The 19,858-nt window shown below is 68.5% G+C and carries 23 protein-coding genes; 10 read left to right on the top strand and 13 right to left on the bottom strand.

The genetic code is table 11. From position 1 onward, the window contains the following. Positions 1–328: 328 nt before the first annotated feature. Positions 329–814, bottom strand: a complete 486-nt coding sequence (locus ACGFIS_RS02005; protein WP_392969060.1) for an FABP family protein — start codon at positions 812–814, stop codon at positions 329–331. 254 nt (positions 815–1,068) lie between these two features. Here ACGFIS_RS02005 and ACGFIS_RS02000 point away from each other — a divergent pair, with 254 nt between their 5' ends. Beyond that, the gene (locus ACGFIS_RS02000; protein ID WP_392910627.1) at positions 1,069–1,431 is read left to right on the top strand and encodes a DsrE family protein; all 363 of its coding nucleotides are present in this window, start codon (positions 1,069–1,071) and stop codon (positions 1,429–1,431) included. A 775-nt stretch (positions 1,432–2,206) separates the two neighbouring features. After that, positions 2,207–3,220 carry a TerC family protein gene (locus tag ACGFIS_RS01995; protein ID WP_392910629.1) on the top strand — a complete coding sequence of 338 codons (1,014 nt, stop codon included), beginning with the start codon at positions 2,207–2,209 and terminating at the stop codon, positions 3,218–3,220. Positions 3,221–3,313: 93 nt separating this feature from the next. Here ACGFIS_RS01995 and ACGFIS_RS01990 read toward each other — a convergent pair whose 3' ends face one another. Beyond that, positions 3,314–3,853, bottom strand: a complete 540-nt coding sequence (locus tag ACGFIS_RS01990; protein WP_392910631.1) for a DinB family protein — start codon at positions 3,851–3,853, stop codon at positions 3,314–3,316. Positions 3,854–4,068: 215 nt separating this feature from the next. On the opposite strand from ACGFIS_RS01990, the gene ACGFIS_RS01985 reads away from it, so the two are divergent. Further along, positions 4,069–5,226 (top strand): acyltransferase family protein, encoded by a 1,158-nt coding sequence (locus ACGFIS_RS01985; protein WP_392910633.1) that lies wholly within the window; start codon positions 4,069–4,071, stop codon positions 5,224–5,226. A 30-nt stretch (positions 5,227–5,256) separates the two neighbouring features. On the opposite strand, the gene ACGFIS_RS01980 is transcribed toward ACGFIS_RS01985, so the two are convergent. Beyond that, complete coding sequence (locus ACGFIS_RS01980; protein WP_392910635.1) at positions 5,257–5,889, bottom strand: TetR/AcrR family transcriptional regulator; 633 nt, start codon at positions 5,887–5,889, stop codon at positions 5,257–5,259. Between the two features lie 241 nt (positions 5,890–6,130). Between ACGFIS_RS01980 and ACGFIS_RS01975 the strand changes: the two genes are divergently transcribed. Further along, positions 6,131–6,787: an SDR family oxidoreductase gene (locus ACGFIS_RS01975; RefSeq protein WP_392910637.1), complete on the top strand. Its 657-nt coding sequence runs from the start codon at positions 6,131–6,133 to the stop codon at positions 6,785–6,787. Between the two features lie 45 nt (positions 6,788–6,832). Here ACGFIS_RS01975 and ACGFIS_RS01970 read toward each other — a convergent pair whose 3' ends face one another. Both ACGFIS_RS01970 and ACGFIS_RS01965 read right to left on the bottom strand, forming a co-directional pair. Further along, complete coding sequence (locus ACGFIS_RS01970; protein WP_392910640.1) at positions 6,833–7,153, bottom strand: glycosyltransferase; 321 nt, start codon at positions 7,151–7,153, stop codon at positions 6,833–6,835. Positions 7,154–7,177: 24 nt separating this feature from the next. Next, on the bottom strand, positions 7,178–7,330 hold the full coding sequence (locus ACGFIS_RS01965; RefSeq protein WP_392969057.1) for a hypothetical protein: 153 nt from the start codon (positions 7,328–7,330) through the stop codon (positions 7,178–7,180). Positions 7,331–7,706: 376 nt separating this feature from the next. Between ACGFIS_RS01965 and ACGFIS_RS01960 the strand changes: the two genes are divergently transcribed. After that, positions 7,707–8,198, top strand: a complete 492-nt coding sequence (locus ACGFIS_RS01960) for a hypothetical protein (protein ID WP_392969054.1) — start codon at positions 7,707–7,709, stop codon at positions 8,196–8,198. Positions 8,199–8,244: 46 nt separating this feature from the next. On the opposite strand, the gene ACGFIS_RS01955 is transcribed toward ACGFIS_RS01960, so the two are convergent. After that, entirely contained in the window at positions 8,245–8,544 is a 300-nt protein-coding gene (locus tag ACGFIS_RS01955) for a hypothetical protein (RefSeq protein WP_392969051.1), read from the bottom strand. Between the two features lie 374 nt (positions 8,545–8,918). On the opposite strand from ACGFIS_RS01955, the gene ACGFIS_RS01950 reads away from it, so the two are divergent. The 3 genes from ACGFIS_RS01950 to ACGFIS_RS01940 are packed head-to-tail and all read left to right on the top strand — an operon-like array spanning position 8,919 to position 11,282. Beyond that, complete coding sequence (locus ACGFIS_RS01950) at positions 8,919–10,343, top strand: hypothetical protein (RefSeq protein WP_392969048.1); 1,425 nt, start codon at positions 8,919–8,921, stop codon at positions 10,341–10,343. After that, positions 10,330–10,785, top strand: coding sequence for a hypothetical protein (locus ACGFIS_RS01945; RefSeq protein WP_392969045.1), 456 nt, complete (start codon positions 10,330–10,332; stop codon positions 10,783–10,785). The genes ACGFIS_RS01950 and ACGFIS_RS01945 overlap by 14 nt, the downstream gene beginning before the upstream one ends. Then, entirely contained in the window at positions 10,782–11,282 is a 501-nt protein-coding gene (locus tag ACGFIS_RS01940; RefSeq protein ID WP_392969042.1) for a hypothetical protein, read from the top strand. The genes ACGFIS_RS01945 and ACGFIS_RS01940 overlap by 4 nt, the downstream gene beginning before the upstream one ends. Before the next feature lie 69 nt (positions 11,283–11,351). Here ACGFIS_RS01940 and ACGFIS_RS01935 read toward each other — a convergent pair whose 3' ends face one another. Both ACGFIS_RS01935 and ACGFIS_RS01930 read right to left on the bottom strand, forming a co-directional pair. Further along, positions 11,352–11,537, bottom strand: coding sequence for a DUF397 domain-containing protein (locus ACGFIS_RS01935; RefSeq protein WP_392969039.1), 186 nt, complete (start codon positions 11,535–11,537; stop codon positions 11,352–11,354). Further along, entirely contained in the window at positions 11,528–12,334 is an 807-nt protein-coding gene (locus ACGFIS_RS01930) for a helix-turn-helix transcriptional regulator (protein WP_392969036.1), read from the bottom strand. Before ACGFIS_RS01930 ends, ACGFIS_RS01935 begins: the two co-directional genes overlap by 10 nt. A gap of 205 nt (positions 12,335–12,539) precedes the next feature. Between ACGFIS_RS01930 and ACGFIS_RS01925 the strand changes: the two genes are divergently transcribed. Both ACGFIS_RS01925 and ACGFIS_RS01920 read left to right on the top strand, forming a co-directional pair. Next, the gene (locus ACGFIS_RS01925; protein WP_392969033.1) at positions 12,540–12,938 is read left to right on the top strand and encodes an ATP-binding protein; all 399 of its coding nucleotides are present in this window, start codon (positions 12,540–12,542) and stop codon (positions 12,936–12,938) included. Beyond that, the gene (locus ACGFIS_RS01920; RefSeq protein ID WP_392910662.1) at positions 12,917–13,294 is read left to right on the top strand and encodes a hypothetical protein; all 378 of its coding nucleotides are present in this window, start codon (positions 12,917–12,919) and stop codon (positions 13,292–13,294) included. Before ACGFIS_RS01925 ends, ACGFIS_RS01920 begins: the two co-directional genes overlap by 22 nt. Before the next feature lie 405 nt (positions 13,295–13,699). Here ACGFIS_RS01920 and ACGFIS_RS01915 read toward each other — a convergent pair whose 3' ends face one another. The 5 genes from ACGFIS_RS01915 to ACGFIS_RS01895 form a co-directional block, all read right to left on the bottom strand. Further along, positions 13,700–14,992, bottom strand: a complete 1,293-nt coding sequence (locus tag ACGFIS_RS01915) for a serine hydrolase domain-containing protein (protein WP_392910664.1) — start codon at positions 14,990–14,992, stop codon at positions 13,700–13,702. A gap of 70 nt (positions 14,993–15,062) precedes the next feature. Then, positions 15,063–15,938: an NAD(P)H-binding protein gene (locus ACGFIS_RS01910; RefSeq protein ID WP_392910666.1), complete on the bottom strand. Its 876-nt coding sequence runs from the start codon at positions 15,936–15,938 to the stop codon at positions 15,063–15,065. Positions 15,939–16,069: 131 nt separating this feature from the next. Further along, a complete protein-coding gene (locus ACGFIS_RS01905; protein ID WP_392969031.1) occupies positions 16,070–17,473 on the bottom strand; it encodes a fibronectin type III domain-containing protein in 1,404 nt (467 codons plus the stop codon). 234 nt (positions 17,474–17,707) lie between these two features. Beyond that, positions 17,708–18,433 carry a type 1 glutamine amidotransferase gene (locus tag ACGFIS_RS01900; protein WP_392969029.1) on the bottom strand — a complete coding sequence of 242 codons (726 nt, stop codon included), beginning with the start codon at positions 18,431–18,433 and terminating at the stop codon, positions 17,708–17,710. Continuing rightward, entirely contained in the window at positions 18,423–19,673 is a 1,251-nt protein-coding gene (locus tag ACGFIS_RS01895) for a MurT ligase domain-containing protein (protein ID WP_392910672.1), read from the bottom strand. The genes ACGFIS_RS01900 and ACGFIS_RS01895 overlap by 11 nt, the downstream gene beginning before the upstream one ends. Between the last annotated feature and the right edge of the window lie 185 nt (positions 19,674–19,858).

Here is a 19,858-nt window from a genome sequence, read left to right as displayed (position 1 = left end):
GATCCCGGGCAGGGCAACCGGTCCGGGAAATCCCGCTTGCCTCGCCGCGCGGCGCTCGCATAGCGTGCGAGTACGCGCGAAAGGAGGTGGTCCAGGAAATGATCGATTCTAGGGCTCGCGAGGTGGCTGTCCGCTAGTCGCCGTTCCGCCTCGGCGCCACCGCCCCCGGCGGTGGCAACCGGTCGCGACGGTGACCGGCGAATTCCAGGCAGTTACCCGGTCCCCGGACCGATGGACCCGTCCTGTCCATCGCCCGCCATAAGCGGGAAGGTCCGGGGATCGTTCATGTCCGGGGGGACGCGGCGGGCCGCCCTCGCCGCGGGGAGTGTCAGGCGACCCGCTTGAGCTGGGCCGACAGGTGGGACTGGAGCTTGTGGCCCACCGCCGCCATGTCGTAGGCCCAGCCGAGGTCCTCGCCGATCATGCCGTAGAGGCGGTGCCCGGCCGTCACCTCCTTGGCCGACTCCGTGCGGGCGATGACGTCCGTCTCGAGCTCCACCCGGCTGAACGCGACGTTGCCGACGTAGATCTCGACGATGCCCGTCGGGTGCGCCAGCGTGACCTCCACCCGGTTGTCGGGACGCGGCCTCCAGTAGCCGGTCTCGGTGGCCAGCCGGCGCCCGAGCGTGCCGTCCTCCTCGATCAGCCAGGTCCGGCTCGAGTAGATGAGGAACGGCTTCCCGATATGGGTGAAGGACAGTTCCTGCCCGAAGTTGAACGACTCGATCGTGGGATAGCCGCCGACACCGGCGCCCTCCCAGGTGCCGAGGAGGAACGCCAGCGGCTCAAGGTCGGGGTGCAGCTCAGGATCCATGGACACCGAGCGTAGCGGCGCACGCGCCTTCGCGTCGTCCCGTGTGCGGTCTCTCCCGCGCCGCCCTGCTCTCCGTGCTCGGCTACCTGGACTGAGACGCGCGCCGCCGGCGTCTACTTGAGCCGTCCGAGGCGGATCGCCAGGAGGACGGCGGCGACCGCCATGAGCCCGAGGGCGAGGACGAGAATCCCCGCGTTCACCATCCCACCCATACCGCGAGATGGTACGCGGGACGCCGGGACTAGAGTGCGACTATGGCGAGACCACTGGTCATCAAGGTGACGGCGGGCGCGGACGCTCCCGAGCGCTGCAACCAGGCGTTCACGGTGGCCGCCGCCGCGGCGGCGAGCGGCGTGCCCGTCTCGCTGTGGCTGACCGGCGAGTCCGCGTGGTTCTCCCTGCCGGGGCGGGCCGCCGGATTCTCGCTACCCCACGCCACTCCCCTGGACGACCTCCTGACCGTGGTCCTCACCGCCGGGCGCGTCACGCTCTGCACCCAGTGCGCGGCCCGCCGCGACATCGGACCCGACGACGTCCTGCCCGGCATCCGCATCGCCGGGGCGCCCACCTTCGTCGAGGAGATCACCATGGACGACGTCCAGGCGCTCGTCTACTGAAGGGCGCTCGTCCGCCGACGTCACCGGCATCGCCGATGCCGCCGATGTCACCGGCGTCCTGCGGACGGACGCGGCACCGAGGGCGAGGCCCGCCGTGGCGGCGCCGCCGAGGCCGAGCATGAGGTCCCCGATGGTGTCGCGGTAGATGGACACGCTCTCCGGGGTGTCGAGGATGAAGACGCCGTACTCGAAGAACTCCCAGAGGATCGCGGCGACGGCGCCCATGCCGGCGCAGCACAGCGCCAGCGTCCACGGCCCTGCACCGCCCCAGCGCCGGAGGGCCAGGCCGCCGGCGGTGCAGAGCAGCGCCCAGTTCCCGAAGTGGCAGGCGTCGTCGAACCACGTCACGGTGTCGTACAGGTCGGCGGCGTTGCCGGCGACGTCGATGAGGAACGGCGCCGTCACGAGAAGGTCGAGGTCCCACGGGAACGCCCTCCCCCGCCCGCGCAACGCCCAGATCAGGGTGACGACCATGACGGCGGCCGGATAGGCGGCCACACGGGCGCCCATCGCCTTGTCCGCGAACCGGTCCCACTCGGGGAACACGACGGCGAGCGCGAGGAGGACCGCCAGGGCGGCCTTGGCGGCAAGGGCGAGGGGACGCCAGCGCGAAGTATCCATGCCCGCAGCCTCGCCGCCCGGGACGCACCGCACATCGGCGCAGGTACTCAAATGCACCTGAGTGACTCGGCGCGGGCGGACGCGGGAACCGACGGTAGAAGCGCCTCAGAACGGATATAGGAGAGCCGACGTCCCGTACGACTGGAGCCACCGGATGGTCGAAATATCCGCATGGGCGTGGGGCGCGACGATCGCTTTGATCATCGCGCTCTTCGCCCTTGACCTCGTTGCCGCCGTCCGGCGCCCGCACGCGGTCGGCATCAAGGAGGCGACCTTCTGGTCGATCTTCTACATCGCCGTCGCGCTGCTGTTCGGCCTGGCCGTCTGGGCCTTCGCCGGGTCCACCGCGGGCACGGAGTACTACTCCGGCTACATCGTCGAGAAGAGCCTGTCGGTCGACAACCTCTTCGTGTTCGTGATCATCATGGCGCGGTTCGAGGTCCCCGACGAGTATCAGCAGAAGACGCTGCTGTTCGGCATCGCGGCCGCGCTGGTCCTGCGCGCCATCCTCATCGCGATCGGCGGCGCGGCGATCAGCCTGTTCTCCTTCACCTTCCTGATCTTCGGCCTGGTGCTGATCTGGACGGCGATCCAGCTCATCCGGCACCGCAACGAGGAACCCGACGTCGAGGACACGTTCCTCGTCCGCCGCGCCCGCAAGCTGTTCCCGCTGAGCGACGATTACCACGGCGGCCGGATGCTCGCCCACGAGAACGGCAAGCGCGTCGCGACACCCCTGCTGCTGGTGTTCGTCGCCATCGGCAGCACCGACCTCCTGTTCGCCCTGGACTCCATCCCCGCCGTGTACGGCATCACCCAGAGCGCGTTCCTCGTCTTCGCCGCCAACGCGTTCGCCCTCCTCGGCCTGCGCGCCCTCTACTTCCTCATCGAGGGGCTGCTGGAACGCCTGGTCTACCTGACGATCGGCCTCTCGGCGATCCTCATCTTCATCGGCGTCAAGCTGATCCTGCAGTTCCTGCACGAGGACGTCTCCGACACGATCCCCGAGATCCCGACGACGCTCTCGCTGGTCGTCATCCTGCTGATCCTGGTCGTCACGACCGTCGCCAGCCTGGTCCGCGTCCGCGCCCACCCGGAGGAGAAGGCCAAGCCCGGTTCCCTCCGCAAACGCAAGAAGCAGGAGGAGGAGCAGCCCGCCTCCCGCTGACCCCGGCCGGGTCGGCGACCGCCGACCCCGCCGGCCGGGCCGCCCACCACCATGCGGGCGCGGCGGAGCCGCCGGGGCGCGGCCTCTCTCCGGTCAGCCCATGCTCTTGGCGCCGTCCAGGGACTCCCGGATGATGTCGGCGTGCCCGGCGTGCTGGGCCGTCTCGGCGATGATGTGCAGGAGCGCCCGGCGGGCCGACCAGTCCGTGTCCTCGAACCACGGCGCCTTCGGCAGCGGCTGGGTCGCGTCCAGATCGGGCAGGGCGGCGACCAGTTCGTCGGTGCGGCGGGCGACCTCGGCGTAGGCGTCCAGCACGCCGGTCACCGTCTCGCCGGGCAGCATCCGGAACTCGTCGGCGCGCCGGGCGAAGTCCTCCTCGGTCATGTCGTCGAAGTTCCCCATCGCGGACGGGCCGTCCACGATGAAGTTCGCCCAACTCCGCTCGACCGAGGCGACGTGCTTGATGAGGCCGCCCAGGCACAGCTCACTGGCCGTCGGCCGCAGCCCGGCCTGCTCGTCGGTGAGGTCGCGGACGGTGAAGCGCAGAAAATGGCGGTGCTTGGCCAGCATCGCCAGCAGGTCGGCGCGTTCGCCGGTGACGGGCACCCCGGTGATCGGGTCGTCGGCGATCATTGGTCTCCACCTTCGGTCGGTTCGTTCTCGGTCGGACGACCATCACGCTAGGGGCCTTAGCGGCCACATCCTGACCTGAGTCGGCGGGGACCCGACCATGCCCTCCGAAGCCGTGATCCGTGTGACGGCCGCCACAATAAATGCGGGTGTGGAAAACTCCGGCTCCACCGCAGCCCCGGGACGATCCATTTGCAGTCCCGTGGCAGACTATGTCGATGTTCGTGAGGTCACCCGAGATCGCGGAGAACCAGAAGACCCGGGATCCCTTTTTTGATAACGCCCGGTTCCTCGCGGTGGTCCTGGTCGTCATCGGGCACACGGTGACCCTGCTTCCGCCGACCAATGCGACACACCCGGCGGTACTGCTGCTGCAGACCTTCCGGATGCCTTTGCTGATCATCGTGACCGGCCACCTGGCGCGCAACTTCGTCCTCACCGACGAGAAGGTGCGCGGCCTGATCACGCGGATCGCCCTGCCGTACGTGGTCTTTGAAACGCTCTACTCCCTGTACGCGTGGCATACCGGTGTAGCCGAATTCAAAATGCAGTTCTTTCTGCCGACCTATCTGATGTGGTTTCTCATGTCGGTGATGATCTGGCGCCTGACCGTTCCGTTCTGGCGGAACGTCCGGTGGCCCCTGGCGATCGCCGTGGCGCTCAGCATCCTCTCCTACACCCACGCAATGCCCCACGAACTCACGCTCCGCCGCGTTTTCTCCCTGCTCCCATTCTTTGTTCTGGGAGTATGTTCGGAGCGGAAGCACTTCCAGTTCCTGAAGAAACCCGCATCGGCCGCCGTCGGCGTCCTGGTACTGGCCGGTGGGATCACCTTCTACTACACCGGCGGGCGGTACGTCCCCGAGTACTGGACCTACTGGGACAGGGGCTACGCATGGCTGGACGTCGGACTGTTCCCGGGAGTGCTCATCCACATCGGCGTGCTGCTGCTCGCCACGGCGCTCGCCGTCGCGGTGCTGACTCTCGTCCCCCGCCGGCGGACCTGGTTCACGGCATTCGGCGCCAAGACCATGTACGCCTACCTGCTGCACGGCTTCGGCACGATGACGATCGTCCACTTCGGTCTGCACGAGACCGCTTTCATGCAGACCATTCCCGGGATGCTCATCAGCGCCGCCGGCGCCGCCGTGGTGGCCACCCTCCTGTGCACGCCGCCCGTCACCAAGGTCACCCGCGGGCTCATCGAGCCGAAGGCGACCTGGCTTTTCCCCTCCGCCGCCCCGCCTCCCGGCACCTCAACGACGAAGCCGGTGCAACCGGCCAGACCGGATCGGAACACCCCTCCCGCCGGTACGCCACCGACCGATGTCGTCCCGGCCGGAACCGAACGACAATCCGTGTCTTCGCCGTCGTAGGCGACCGGTCTTCGGCAGCGGTGTGCGGGGTTACACCGAGGCGTTGACCATGGCGGGCTCGAGCGGGGGCGGAGCCTGGGGGGCGAGCAGCCGCTCCATCAGTACGTGCAGGTGCGCGCGGAAGGCTTCGACGGCCGCCGGGTCGTCGGCCATTCTCATCCCCCGGGTGCGGTTGAACAGCCCCGAGCCCAGGAAGCCGTGCACGCACCAGACCATGGTGCCGAGCAGGCAGTAGGTGTCGACGTCCGGGGGCACCAGGTCCCTGATCCTGCGGGCGACGAGCTGGAAGAGGGGCCGCACGTAGCGGTCCTCGAGCTCGGAGATGTCGGCGGCGTCGGCGACCGAGCGCTGTGTCCACAGCGCACGGTTCCGCGGGTTCGCCACATGGAAGTCCAGGTAGGCGTCCGCGATCTCGTGGACGGCCGCCTGCCCGGGGCCGGCGCGCGACACGGCCGCGTCCAGCATCCCCCGCTCCGCTTCGAAGGCCTGGCGCATGACCTCCATGTAGAGCGCGCGTTTGTCCCCGGCGACCTCGACGATCGTCGAAATACTAACGCCCAGAGAGTCGGCGATGAGCTGCAGGGAAGTTCCGTCGTAGCCGAGCTCCCCGAACAGCCTGGTGGCGCAGTCGATGACGCGCTGATGTGCGATGACGTTCGGCATTCCGCCACGCTATGCGGAGAATGGTCGGACAGAACATGCTTTTGGCGGCGAAAGCGTTCAAATTGGGGCAAATTTTTGATCGATCCAAGGTAACCCTTCCGCGCGGCGCCGTTTAAAGCCCTGCGGCCGGGGCCGATCCGGACGAGTCCGGCCAGGCGTCCCCGCCCTGCGCCCCTCACCGGCCAGACTCTCTCGGGTACCGTTTCACGGGCCGGATCGCCGGTTGAGGAGGGTTCTCGGTATGACCACGCCCGTCTGCGTCGTCCTTGGCGCCGGTCCCGGTCTGGGACTCGGTGTCGCCCGCCGCTTCGCCGTCGAGGGCTATTTCGCGGTGCTGGCCGCGCGAACGGCCGAACAGGCCGAATCGCTGGCCGCGCCCCTCCTCGACGAGGGCCACGGCGCGGAAGGCGTGGGCGTGGACCTGACCGATTCCGAGGACGTCACCGGCGTGATCCGCGGGATCGGCGAACGCCACGGCCGGATCGACGTCCTGCATTTCAACCCGAGCGTGTGGCGCGAGAAGGATCCGCTGCACCTCAGCGTGCCCGAACTGCTTGAGGACGTCGCTCTCGGGGCCGGTGCCCTGCTCCCCGCCGTCCAGGCGGCTCGGCCGTTCATGCCGACCGGCGCCCGCCTGCTGGTCACCGGGTCCGCCGCGGCGGACACGCCGTGGCATGGCGCCGCGTCGCTGGGCGTCCAGAAGGCGGCCGTGCGGAACCTCGTCACCAGCCTCGACGCGACCCTCGCACCAGACGGCATCCGCGCCGTGGCGGTCCAGATCAACGGCCTGCTGGACAAGGAGGGGCCGTTCTCACCGGCTCCGATCGCGGACGCGATGTGGCAGGCCGTCAGCAGGCCCGCCGCCGCCTGGACACCGCACGTCCCCTACGACGGCTGAGCCCCGTCCGGCTCGACGCGCGACCGACGCCTTTCTCGCGCTGCGTCACCTCGCGGCCAGGAGGCCCGTGAGCCGCGACGCGATTCCCTCCGCCCCGGGGGCGGCCTTGATCACCTCGGCGAGGCGGCGGGCGTTGTCGCGGTAGGCGGTGTCGCCGAGCACGGTGCGGACCGCCCCCGCGATGTCGGACGGTGTCGCGGGGGCGCCGTCGAGGACGATCCCGGCGCCGAGTTCGGCGACCCGGTGGGCCAGCGCGGGCTGGTCGGCCGCCAGGTTGGGCAGGCAGACCATCGGGACGGCGTCCCCGGTCCGCCGGATGCGGCCGCTCTGGCCCCATGCCTGCCCCGTGGAGAAGCTCGCGACCACGAGCGGACGGTGGTCGCCGGGAGCTCACGGCGACGTCCACCGCGGCTCCCGGGGCGGCTCGAACACCGGCCCCACCAACGCGAACCCGTCCGGAAGGCCGCCGTTGTGCGGGTCGAGGTCCGGGACGCTGGTGACGAGCGTGGTGAAGGGCCGCCAGGCGTCCCACAACGCGGGCAACGCAGTGAGGCCGGCACGGGCCCGCAGCTCCCCACGAGGCGGACCCGCATCGTGTAGGGCCTTGGCGAAAAGTTCGCACCGGTGCCAGTCGACGCGAGACAGGATCAAGGGAAGGCAGCCATGACGCGCCGGCACAAGATCTTGAACCGGTCCCGGTGGAGATACCGGCCCGAAAAATCGCTCCAGCCGACCTGGTGACCGCGGTACGGTGCTTCGGCCCGGCCCGCGTCCGGGTCGTCCGACGGCAGGGGACCGCCGAGCTGCAACTGTCGCCCTGCCCTCCCCCACCCCGACGATCCATCGATGGGATCACATGCAGACGATTCCCAGTCGGCCGGACAAACCGCGGCCATCGGCCCCGTGGTACCTGGCCGGGTTGCTGCCGCTGATCATCGGCATCGCCGCGTCTGTCACAGCCGGCGCGATGGGGAGTGTCGCCCCCGAGCCCGTGGCGGCGTTTCGCACGGGCGAGCGCGCCGACGTCGAACTGGCCGAGGAGGGCTTGACGGTCCTCTTCGGCAAGGGATGGAAAGTGGGCGTCAGCGTTCGCTGCTCGGTGCACGGCGCGGATGGCGAACCGGTCCGGCTGACCTACGGCAACACCTCGCAGGGAGTCACCTTTCAGGGGACGAAGTGGTACCCCGCTTATGAGACCTCGGACCCGCAGCCACCTGGCCGGTACACCGTGCTGTGCGAGGCCGACGGCAACGACATCGAGGTGGCCGTGGCACCCAGCCGGGAGCAAGGCCAGGGACAGCTCTTCGACACACTCCAGTACGTCACGCTCCTTGCCGGACTCGCGGTCTCGATGGCCGTGATGCTGCTGATCTTCGTCCTGCGGCAGCGGAGTAAGAGGGCGCGCGGATAGGCCCTGAGCTGGGCTGTCAGTGGACCCGCCGGTAGGGCGACGCGCCTCAATCCATCGTCCAGTGGCGCAGTTTCCGCCTGGACACCGCACGTCCCCTACGACGGCTGAGCCCCGTCCGGCTCGACGCGTTCCCGGCTTCGCCAGGGGCTGATGATGCCGACCGGGCCTGTTCGGGAACCATGCCGTCCACCTCGGTGATCGAGATCCGGTCGCGCAGGAGGAGGACCTCCGGCGGCTGGGTGTCGGTGTCGATGGTGACGGCCACGTCGGGACGTTCGCGGAGGGCTTTCAGACGGCCGGCCGGGCGCATCATGCCCATGGGCGGGCAGTGGATGTACGTCGCCATGACCAGTTCGCGAGGATCACGATGTGCGATCCGGCGTGGGGGGCCGAGCAGAGGGCGCACCGGACGGCAGGGTGCCACGGCCGGCCCTGGATGCGCAGGTTGCGTGTCCGGGGTTGCCGAACGAACTGCCTGCCCGGTTGACGGTGGCGGAGCCGTAGTACAGACGAAGGCATGGAATCTGGGGAGAGCCCGCAACATTATCGAAACAGACATCCAGGCTCCATGATCAACGAAGGGTGCAATTCCCTGGCATTCGCGCTTACATGGACGAACGATGTGACCGGACGTCGGCCCCGCACGTCACCGGAAACATCCGGCCAAGCATGCAAATGGGCGTAATGCCCGTAGTTGGGTTTCTGCGGAAGGGCTGAAGCGTGGGCGCCGAGCACCCCACCGGGACCGAGACCAAGGTGGAGAAAGACGACCCGCCCAAGCCGTCCGACCGGCCGCCGACACTTCGACCTGACAACCCCGGTTCCCCTGGCCAGCCGTCCCGACTGGAAAGCCGCGCCGCCGCGCAAAGACCGCCCGAGGCCGAAACGGACGACAGGCGCGAGACACCGCCTGTCACTCGCAGCCCCCAGGCCGAGCAGAGCAACGACCCGAACCGCGTCGGAACACCCCGCGCGGACTCAATACGGGCCGCCATCGCCAGACAGACCCAGCTGCGCGGTGAGAACAGAGCGGAAGGGGCTGAAGCACCGGCCACCGCACCCGGTTCGCACGGGGAGAGGGACAACGACACCGGAACGTCCGAGACGCCTCGCGCCGACTCCCGGACGATCGCTCGCGATGACGTTCCGAGCACCGAGGACGAGGAAACCGGGGCACCCGAGGGCGAGCAGCGGGACGCGGCCGGGACGCAACCCGGCGGCACCGGCCCGGCAGAAGACGAAGACCGCGAGCAGAACACGGACGAGCCCACAGCAGCAGCCGGAGAGAAGCCGCCCGGTGGCCAGGACGGCACCGTGCCGCGCGAGGATCGGCCGCCTGACATGGACGGGGCCGAGGACGTCGAGCGACCCGCCGAAACTGCGACGTCCGAAGTCGCGGATGCGCAACCACCAGCCGAGGCCGGCGAACACATCGGCGACGAACGGACGGGCCCCGAAGCCGGACGAGAAGCCGAACCGGAAACTGAGACGCGCGACGTCGAGCCGCCGATCCGGCCTGAACGCGAGACCACCGAGGCACCCGACCCGATCGCGGACGGCCAGGAGCACGGAGCACCGGAGCCGGTGGAGCCCCAAGGCATCCCCGGCGATGAACGACCCGACCGAACCACCGACGAACCCGGCGACGGGCACGACCGCGGCCGCGAAGCCCAAGAGGCCGCCGAAGACCCAGCCGAGCCACCGTCCCCGGAGGAGACCAGAGACCCCTTCGCCCACCTACCGACCCGCGCCGACCTCGACCCGGTCGCCGCCCGAGCTTGGACAGCCGATCGTGGCGAACTCGCCCCGGTAAACGAAGATCAAGACCTCGCCGAACCAGACCCGGAGAGCCGAGACCATTCGAAACGGATCATGCGTGCCCTCCGGAATAACTCTGACGACATGCAGAAGAACGTGAACGATGTCAGCTCTGATCTCGGCGATGCACTACAGAAGCCAAGCCCACCCCGTGGCGAAACGTCCACTGACGTCCCCTTCCACGGGGGCTCGGATGCTCCAAGTCATGGAGTGCAGGGCGCGGATATCGCACTCGCCGCCCTGGCAGGCGTTATGGTGATGGGGCAGGCGTTTCGGTTTGGCAAGAGTAGGGCGGAAAAGTTCATGAGGAGAAATGATGATAACTGACCGGCAGGTTGCGATGCTCCGCGCCCAACTCACCGGACGCATGACCGACTTTCAGCAACTGGTGAACCGGATGGACTCCAAGCAGGAGACCGACAGCTTCGACGCGCTCGTCACAGCAGCCTTTTTTGAAGCTGTCCATCGGCGGTTTATGGACGCCGGAAAGCCAGCCGGTGATGCTGAAGTAATTGAATTTGTCGTGGCCGCGCGAAAGAGGTCGGAGAACGCGCCAGATATCGTCCCACCGGATGTGGGCGAAATGATCATAAACCTTGCCCTGGGCAAGCTTCCACTTGACGCAAATAGGAATGTGGACAACAACACTTCCTTCAAAGCCAAGATCTTCCTCCTTCAAGTCCTTGTCGGCGACGAGGAGTTCACCGAACCGGAACTGGAGGAATTCCTGGCCCGGATTCGAGAGATGGCCGAGGAGAACTTCGAGTGATCGACTGGTCGGCCGTCGAGATCGGCGACGAGCATGAGATCGCATTGCGCGCATATCTGGTGGACGGCCCCGAAACCTGGCTGTCGTTGCAGAACGAACTGGTAGTGCCGCAGACGGCGGCCGGCTACACCCAGGTGATTCAGACGGCGTTCGGCATCGCCGTGACACGTAGGTTCTCGCCTACCTACAACATTCACCAGATCATCAGGTACGTCGCGGACGTTCGACTGCAACTCCAGGGCCCAGGACAGGCTTTCAATCCGCGTGTCGCCGAGAACCTGATCCGCAGATACCTCGCCGATCCAAGCCTCCCCGAAGAGACCGAACCCGTCGAGGTAAAAGACGCTGAACAGGAAAGCCTTGCCCTGATAACCCTTCTTTACCTCCTCGTCAATGACGAAGAACGAGATGAAGGGTGGCTGAACGAGTTCGTTCGGGAAGCTGGAAATGCCGCGCGGCAATGGCTGTCGGCACATCAGGCCACTGCAGCAAATTGACGAACTTTGCCCGGACCCGGGTCCGCGTCCGGTCAATCTGTTTACCGTGCATGCAGAGATAGTCTCTACTTAGAGATGCTTGAGGGCCTCAGAGAGGTATCGAAAGTTGGCGCGACTCAGGATGATCTTTGGGCCATCAGGATCCTTGCTGTCACGGACGGCGATGAGACCAGGGACGGCAGTCACCTCGATGCAGGCATCTCCTTCTTCATGACTCTTGGACGCTTTACGCCAGGCCGCTTCACTCAAGTCCATTTGCATTCAATTGCCTTTCTAATCAATGCTCTAGAGTCTTCCGTGTTGAGCGCTTTCGCGTTCAACGTGTGCATCACCGTGCTGATTCGTGCCAGTTCAGACGGATCGCGACTTATTTCACCTCCGGTCGCCTTGATGACATAGGCGACTTCACTCCGGTCCGGCAGTGTGGCGATGTGGAATGACGCCCGCGCGTCTCGATAATGGGCGGTCTTGGCGATTTGAATGAATATGCCTTCTTGCGCAGAGAGTTCAATCAAAAACTCGAGTTGCTCGCGCATGACCTCCTTCGAGCCGACCTCTCGATAGAGAACGCTCTCTTCCATGACCACGCTGATCATGGGGCAAGGCTTCCTGGACAAAAGCTCTTGACGCCTCTTCCTGGTGGCTACCGCATCATCATCGACCAACAGGACACGAGCATACGCCTCGGTCTGAAACAGACCATAGACCAGATGAGTCTCGTAGACCCGAAGCTGGTCAGCCTTCGCCTCGGCCCTGGGGAAGGCTACGAAGTGGGTTGGGTACCTGACCTGCTTGATCTTCTCCAGAAGGTCGTCCCACGCCTCGATGATCTTTTTGTCGGCGTGGAGGACGCCGTCAAGACGGACCGCGAAGTCCCGGCGGCACTTCGTCCGACCGCACTCAACGTGGCTGATGTATGAGCGCGCGACGTTGACCAGTTCTGCTAGTTCACCCTGCTTGAGACCACTCTCCTCACGGAACCGCTTGACCTGGGTTCCGAAGCTCAGAAGTTCCGGGTCGATCTTCGGCCTGGCGCTATCGCTCGGGGACAAGTCTGCTCTCCCTCGTTTGTGCTAGTAGCGCGCTAGGGGCCGCTACCACAAAGTGTGCGTTCTCATGCTCTCCTGCAATTCTATGTCGCGACGTGCGTGGATAGTGGTCGTTCAACAACAGAGAGTGATTTCGGATGGATCTTCCGGTTCAGCACGAATGATCCCGTCTGAGATCGCCCACCGTCCAACGCGGAGGGGTCCTCCCATGCCAGCCATTGCTCTTGCGCAGGAGAAGCCGGCGCTTGTTCTGGAGCCGACCGAGCGGGCGCCCGCGCGGGCGCGCCGGTACCTGACCGAGCGGTTCGCCGAGCTCGGGCACGCCGACGACTACATCGGCCGTCTCGTGGTCACCGAACTGGTCACCAACAGCTACCGGCACGTGGGGTTCGGGCAGATCGTCGTCCGGATCCTGCCCGACCCGCACGAGCCCCTCACCCTCATCGAGGTCTACGACGAGGGGCCGGGGTTGCCCGTCGTCGGGTCCGAGGACCACGACGCCATCGGCGGGCGCGGCCTTCTTCTCATGGCCCGGCTCGTCCACGACTGGGGCGTCCGCCTGCTCAACGAAGGAGGGAAGATCACATGGGCTCGCTGCGCCCGCTGACCGCGTGGACCCGGCGCTGCCTGCTGCGGGGGCGCACCCGGCACGGACGCGCCACCGCGATCCGCTACCTGGACCTGCTCGCCGTCGCCGTCCAGGCCAAGGGCTACAAGTGCGTCAAGCTCTACCAGGCCGACGACCTGCCCACCCGTTCGCCGGTGCTGTGGGTGTTCGCCTTCAGCCCGGCCGACCACGTCCGCGTCGCCGTCACCGCCCGAGCCGTCATCGGCGGCGCCTGGGCCTACCACCGGGCCGGACGCGGCAGGCACGGGTACCTCGCGCCGTGCGGCGACACCAAGTACGCCGCCGACCAGATCGACGGGCTCCTCAAGCACCGCATGTACCCCGCCACCTGGTAGCCGCCGTGAACATCCACCACCCCGGCACCCGGCACGGCTCCGCCCGCACGTCGCCGGCGTCTCCCCTGGAACGGGACCTCGACATCGACCGGGCACTCGACGAACTGCGCCGCGCCTTCCCCGGCCTGTGCATCTGGCACGGCGAGTTCAGCGGATCCTTGTGGGCCCTGCTCCCCGACCGACTGATCGAAGCCAGGACGGCCGCCGACCTGGCCCGGCAACTGCAGGCCGCCCTCGCCCGTCCGCGCGTCCAGATCACGCGCCGCCGCGTCCCGTCCGCCCGCCGGCCGGACGGCACCTGGACCACCCGGCACCTCCCGGGACCCGCATCCCGCAGCAGGTCCAGAGGTCGTTCCCGACGCGTCCTCCACTGGCTTAGGAGGGTGATGCTGGGAACTCGAACGTTCAGGCGTCGATTCGTCCGGCCGCGCGGACGTCGGCACGGCCGGTGTGCAGGTAGCGCGCACGACCCTCGCCGTCGTCTCCCAGAAACGCGACGGGGCCGCGGCCGGGCTCCGCGGGCAGCAGGGAGTCGCCGCGCCAGCCGAGCAGCTCCGTCCGGTACGGCTCGTCGCCGGCCTCGACCGCGAGGCCCAGGGGGACCTGATCGAGCCACAGCCGTCCGCGTTCGTCCCCGCTCACGGTGGTCTCGCTCGTGCTCGACAGATAGACGCCCTCGCAGCGCCGGGCGTCCGGACGCGCCGCGGGGTCCGGGACGGGCTCGGCGGGCGACTCGACGACCCTGCCGAGGATCTCCTTCATCAGCGGCTTGCGGTCGCCGCCGTTGGTGAAGACCGCCACGGACACGTCGCGGCCGGGGTCGACCCGCAGGACGGCCGACTGCCCGATGGTGTTGCCGTTGTGGCCGAACACCGGGCCGCCCGGGAGGTCGTAGAGCTCCCAGCCCAGGCCCCAGGCCGTCCCCCAGCCGATGTCGGGCAGGACGACCTGCGGCTCCCGCATGGCCCGCAGCCCCTCGTCGGCGAGATGCGCGCGGGCGAAGGCCAGCAGGTCGCGCGGGGTCATGGCGAGCATCGACCCGGCGGGGGCGTTCGAGCGCGCCATCGCCCAGACCGGAGCGGGCGTCCCGTTGAGGTGCCCCACCGCCGCGCGATGCAGGATCGCCTCGTACGGATCACTCGCCGCGTGCGTCATACCCAGGGGCGTGAACAGGTGGTCCCGCATGCACCGGTCGAACGGCTCGCCCCGCACGACCTCGACGATCCGCCCGAGCACGCTGTAACCCGCGTTGTTGTAGGAGAACATCTCCCCGGGCTCGAAGATCTGCGGCACGTCGGCCAGCAGCTCCACGTACCTCTCCAGGCAGTCGTCGCCCTTGCCGGTGTCGGTGAAGACGTCCCCCTCGAACCCGGCCGTGTGGCAGAGCAGCTGCCGGACGGTCGCCTTCCGGAACCCGGGAACGTAGCCGTCCACCGGGGCGTCGAGCTCCACCAGCCCCTCCGTGACGAGCCCCATCACCAGCGTCGCCGTCAGCACCTTGGTGACCGACCCGATCTGGAACACCGAGTCGACCGTCGCCTCCACGCGTGTCGCCGTGCTCAGGACCCCCGCGGCCGCCTCGACCACCCGCCCCCCGGTGTCGACGGCGACCGCGACCCCCGGCACCCCGTGCTCCTCCGCCAACCCCGGCAGCCGGTCGCGCAGCCACCCCTCGATCTCATCGATCCCCATTTTCATCCGCCCCACCGTAGACGGCGCTGCGGGAACACCTGACCGGTGAGGGCAGGGTGGCGGAGCGTGGAGCCGGTCAGCCTCTGAGGAGCGGGCGCAGGTGGGCGTAAGCCCAGGCTGTGAGTGGAGTGGGGGTCGTGGTCAGCAGGTCGCGCGGTTGCTCGGGGGTCAGGTCGCGTGTTCCGGCGGTCATGCCGACGATGCCCTCCACGGCGCTGGAAGGCATACCGGCCGACAGGAGTGCGGTACGGACGTCGTCGTCGCTGACGGTTTCGAGCCGGATCGGCCGGTCCAGCGCCCCGGTGAGGATCTCCGCGATCCGCTCATAGGTGAGGTCCTCGGGCCCGTGAACGGCCTGCACCACACGGCCTTTCCACTCGTCGTTCAGCAGCCGCGCGGCCACGATGTCGCCGATGTCGCGCGGATCGACCCACGGCATGGGCATGTCGGGCCGGGCCGACGTGGTCAGCACACCGCCGGCCAGGCCGTCCAGATCCATCAGCAGGTTGGTGAAGAAGTAGCCGCAGCGCAGGTGGAGCGTGTCGGCGCCGGTGGCGTCGAGACGCTCCTCGATCCGGGCCAGTGCGTCGATGTGGCCGACGCCGCCGCGCTTCTCGGCGCCGACGCTGCTCAGCAGGACGACCCGCGCAACGTCGCCGGCGCGGGCCGCCTCGACGATGCCGGAGGCCGTCCGTTCCGAGGTCTCGATCGGGTCCTCGGCCGTGTGCGGAGTCGGATCGACCCAGAACACCGTCCGCGAGCCCGACGTCGCCTCGCGGACGAACGCGGCATCGGTCAGATCACCGCGCCGCACGTCGACGCGCTCGCGGGTCGCCTCGTCCAGCCGTGCCGGGTCGCGGACCAGCACCCTCGGCCGGACGCCGGCCTGCAGCAGCAACCGGACCACGCGGGACCCGACGTGTCCGGTCGGAGTGGTGACGACGATGGTCATCGTGGTGCCCCCTTGCTTGTGACGTTGCCTGGGCCGCCCACGCTACGAACGAAAGGGGTCAGATGATGGCCGCTTTCCCGGCGGGTGCACTCCAAGCAGCACGCCGATGTGAGCGTGCCTGATGTCCGGAGCTAGCTCAGGGGCGAAAGGCCGGAGAGGTCTCGGGGGACGACGGTGTTGCGGTCTGTGTGGCGGTTGCCCAGGGAGAGTTGGGGCCATTGACCGGCCAGTTCCTGGCGGCTGCGTTCGCTCCACGCGCGGGCTTCATCGCTGCGCGTCTTGTAGAAGTTCAGGGCGTAGCCGCCGGTGTGGACGCGGAGAAGGGTGAAGCCGCCCGGGTACTCCTTGACGGCGCCTATTTCCTGCTGGACGACGCGCGGCGCCAAGGGAAATACCGAGCGTTGGTTGCGGTGGGTGTGGCCCGCGTGGTGGAGGAAGACTCCGGGCGCTCGGTTGTAGGCCGTGAGGATGTTCAGGGATTGGCCCGCGTCCAGGGAGCGGGTTCCGGTTATGGCGAGCGGGTCGTTCTCCACGAAGAGGGGGTGGTGGCCGAAGACGAGGGTGGGACGGTCCGGGTCCTTCTTGAGTTCGGCCTCGAACCATGCCTGCTGGGAGGCGGACAGCCCGCCTGCATCGCCGCCGTTTCCGGGCTTGTCGTAGGTGTCGAGGCCGATGACGCGGAGGCCGTTGAGGTCGCGGGTGAAGTACGTCTCGTCGGACGTGGAGAAGGCGTCCTTGAAGCAGTCGTTCCCCTGGTGCTCGCCCGGGGTGCAGGAGGCGTAGGGATCGCCGGAGTGGGCTCGGTCGTGGTTGCCCCGGGCCACCAGATAGTCGGTCCCCAGGGTGCCGAATGTGTCGAGGATGTTCTTGGCGCTCTGCAGGTCGGCGGGTGCCGCTTCGCTTGTCACGTCACCCGCGGCCAGGAGGTAGTGCACGCCTCGGGCTCGGGCGTCGGCGATCAGGGCCTTCGCCATGACTTCGGGGTAGGGCGGGTGGCCCGGAAGTTGCTCGATGCCTTCGATCCAGGGGAGCTGGCCGACCAGTCCGGCGACCGTTTCCCCAAGGTGGAGGTCGTTGCATAGGGCGACTGAGAAAAGGTGGCGGCCCGGGGGCGGCTGCGGGGTCGTGAAAGCGAAGACGTCGCCGTGGGGGGCGCCTGCCGATTGGCCGAAGGCGAGGAACGTGGGAGTGGCCGCTCGGCCTCTGGAAAGGGCTTTGTAGTAGTACGTCCGGCCCGGTTCCAGGCCGGTCAGTTCCACGTAGTGGTACGGGGTGCCCGAGAGGCCGTGGGCCGTGGACGTCAGGCGGGACGGGTGCGTCCCGTAGACCACCTCGGCGTCGGACGGGGCGGGTTTCATGCGGCCCAGGCCGTCGTCCGTGCCGGGAACGCCGGTGTACCAGGTGAGGACGGCCGTCGTCTCGGTGACGGTGACCAGTTCCAGGTTCACCGGCCGGACGTCGTCGGCCGCGCGGGCGGACGTCCCGTCGAGGGCGGGCACGAGGGAGGCGCTCGCGACGATGGCGCTCCAGCGCATGACGTCTCGGCGGCTGGGCCGGCAGCAGATCATGGCCGTTACGGTGGCACCGGCACGGCCGGACGGCCAGACCCAAAGAAAACTGTCGCCGAGGACGAATCCCCGGCGACCGGTCCTGCGCGTCGGCTACGACAAGCCGGCCACCACGAGCCGGCCACCACGAGCCGGCCACCACGAGCCGGCCACCACGAGCCGGCCACCACGAGCCGGCCACCACGAGCCGGCTGCGGCGGATCAGCCCGCGACGGCCTTGAGGCGTTCGTCGCGGAGGCGGCCCGCCCAGGAGTCGTCCAGCGGCTGCAGTTCCGTGCCGGTGGCCCAGCGGAGCAGGAGGTCGGCGAGGCCCGGGTTCCGGACGAGGGCCGGGCCGTGCATGTACGTCCCGAGGACGCGGCCGCTGTAGGCGCCCTCGAAGCCGTCGCCGTTGCCGACGCCGTGCACGACCTGCGCGAACGGCTGGGCGTTCGGGCCGAGGCGGGTGACGCCCTGGTGGTTCTCGAAACCGGTGATGCGGGGGACGTTCAGCTCGCCCGCGACGTCGCCGACGATCTCGCCGACGGCACGCTGCTCGCCGCGCCCGGAGCGGATGTCGAGGAGGCCGAGGCCGGGGAGGAGCTGGCCCTCCTCGCCGCCGAACTCCCGGCCGAGGATCTGGTAGCCCGCGCAGACGCCGAACACGACGGCACCGGACTCGACCGCGCGGGCGAGGCCGCCGTCGCCCGCGAGGCGCTGCGCCGCGAGGATCTGCGGACGGTCCTCGCCGCCGCCGAGCAGGTAGATGTCGCCGTCGGCGGGGACGGGCTCGTCCGAGCGGAGGTTCACGGTCTCGGTCGGGATGCCGCGCAGGGCGGCGCGGCGCTGCAGGACGATCGTGTTGCCCTGGTCGCCGTAGGTGCTGAGGAGGTCCGGGTAGATCCAGACGATCTTGATCCGGTTCTCTGCTTTGCGGTCAGACGACACGGCCGTACCTCGTTCGGATGTTCTGGAAGGCGGTGTAGTTGGAGATCACGTCCAGGTGTCCGGGCGGGACGGCCATGACCGCCTCGTCGATGTCGTCCACGACGGTGAAGGACACCTCGGCGGCCTCCAGGCGGGCGGCGAGGTCGATGCGGCGTTCGCCGGTGACCCACACGGGACGGCCCTGCAGGATGCGGTAGTCGACGTCCCACAGCCACGACGTGTCGCGGCCGTCCGGGCCCTGCGCGTTGATCGACAGCGCGACGGGGCCGGGCTTGGGCTGCAGGACGTCGAACGCCTCCAGCCAGCCGGCGGGGTTCTTCGACAGCAGCAGCCGGATCTGCCGGCCCTCGTGCTCGACCGTGGTGTAGCGGCCGGCGACGGAGGTGACCTGCGACAGCAGCGGGAGCGCCTGCTCGGGCGGGACGCCGAACTGGGCGGTGACGGCGAGCGCGACCAGGGCGTTCGAGCGGTTCGCGCGGCCGGGCAGGGACAGGCCCGTCAGTGAGAACGTCCGGCCGTCCGGGGCGGTGACCGTGTCGCCCTTCAGCGTCCAGTCGGGACGGGGGCGGGCGAAGGTGCACTGGCGGCACCGCCAGTCGCTGTCCTCGTCGGTGTCCTCGCGGTCGAGGGGGCCGCCGCATTCGGGGCAGCACCAGGAGTCCTCGCGCCAGTGCTGGCCCGCGGCGACCCACGTGACGCTCTTGGCGCTGGACGCGCCCCAGGTGACGAGCGGGTCGTCGCAGTTGGCGATGACGTGGCTCTGCGGGGACGCCTCCAGGGCGCGGCGCCACTTGCCGGCCAGCAGCCAGATCTCGGCGGCACGGTCCATCTGGTCGCGGCTGAGGTTCATCAGCGCGACGACGTTCGCGCCCGTCTCGGCCAGCACCATCGGGACGTATTTCTCGTCACATTCGAGGACGCCGTACCGGGCGGTGGGCGCCGAGGCGAGGGCCGACACGTGGCCGGTGGGCATGTTCGCGCCGAACGCGTTGGTGGCGATCTCTCCCAGCGGCGTCATCGCCGAGGTGATCAGCCGGGTCGTCGTCGTCTTGCCGTTGGTGGCGCTGACGAGGACGAGCTTGCGGTCCTTGGCGAGTCTGGTCAGCAGTTCGGGGTCGAGGCGGAGGCCGACCCGTCCACCGATCACCGAGCCGTCCCCGCGGCCCGCCATGCGGGACATCTTGGCGGCCGTACGACCGAGCGCGACGGCCAGCTGCGAACGCAGCGGAAGATCGCTCATGGACTCCGTCTTCTCTGGATGCGCCGGGAAACCGACTTGAGCCTAGCCGTTCGGCGCGTCGCTCGCGGCGCACCGGCGGCGGGGTTGCGGGCGTTCCGCCGCCCGAGGGACCTTGATGTGATAAGCATCACAGCAGTTCGGGTAAACCGGCATGGTGAATCTTGACCAGTACCGACATGTCGTGA

The organism is Spirillospora sp. NPDC048824, assembly GCF_043198455.1.
Taxonomy (GTDB): domain Bacteria; phylum Actinomycetota; class Actinomycetes; order Streptosporangiales; family Streptosporangiaceae; genus Spirillospora.
The sequence above is the reverse complement of the archived record's forward strand: the minus strand, read 5'-3'. Positions and strand labels throughout refer to the sequence as shown.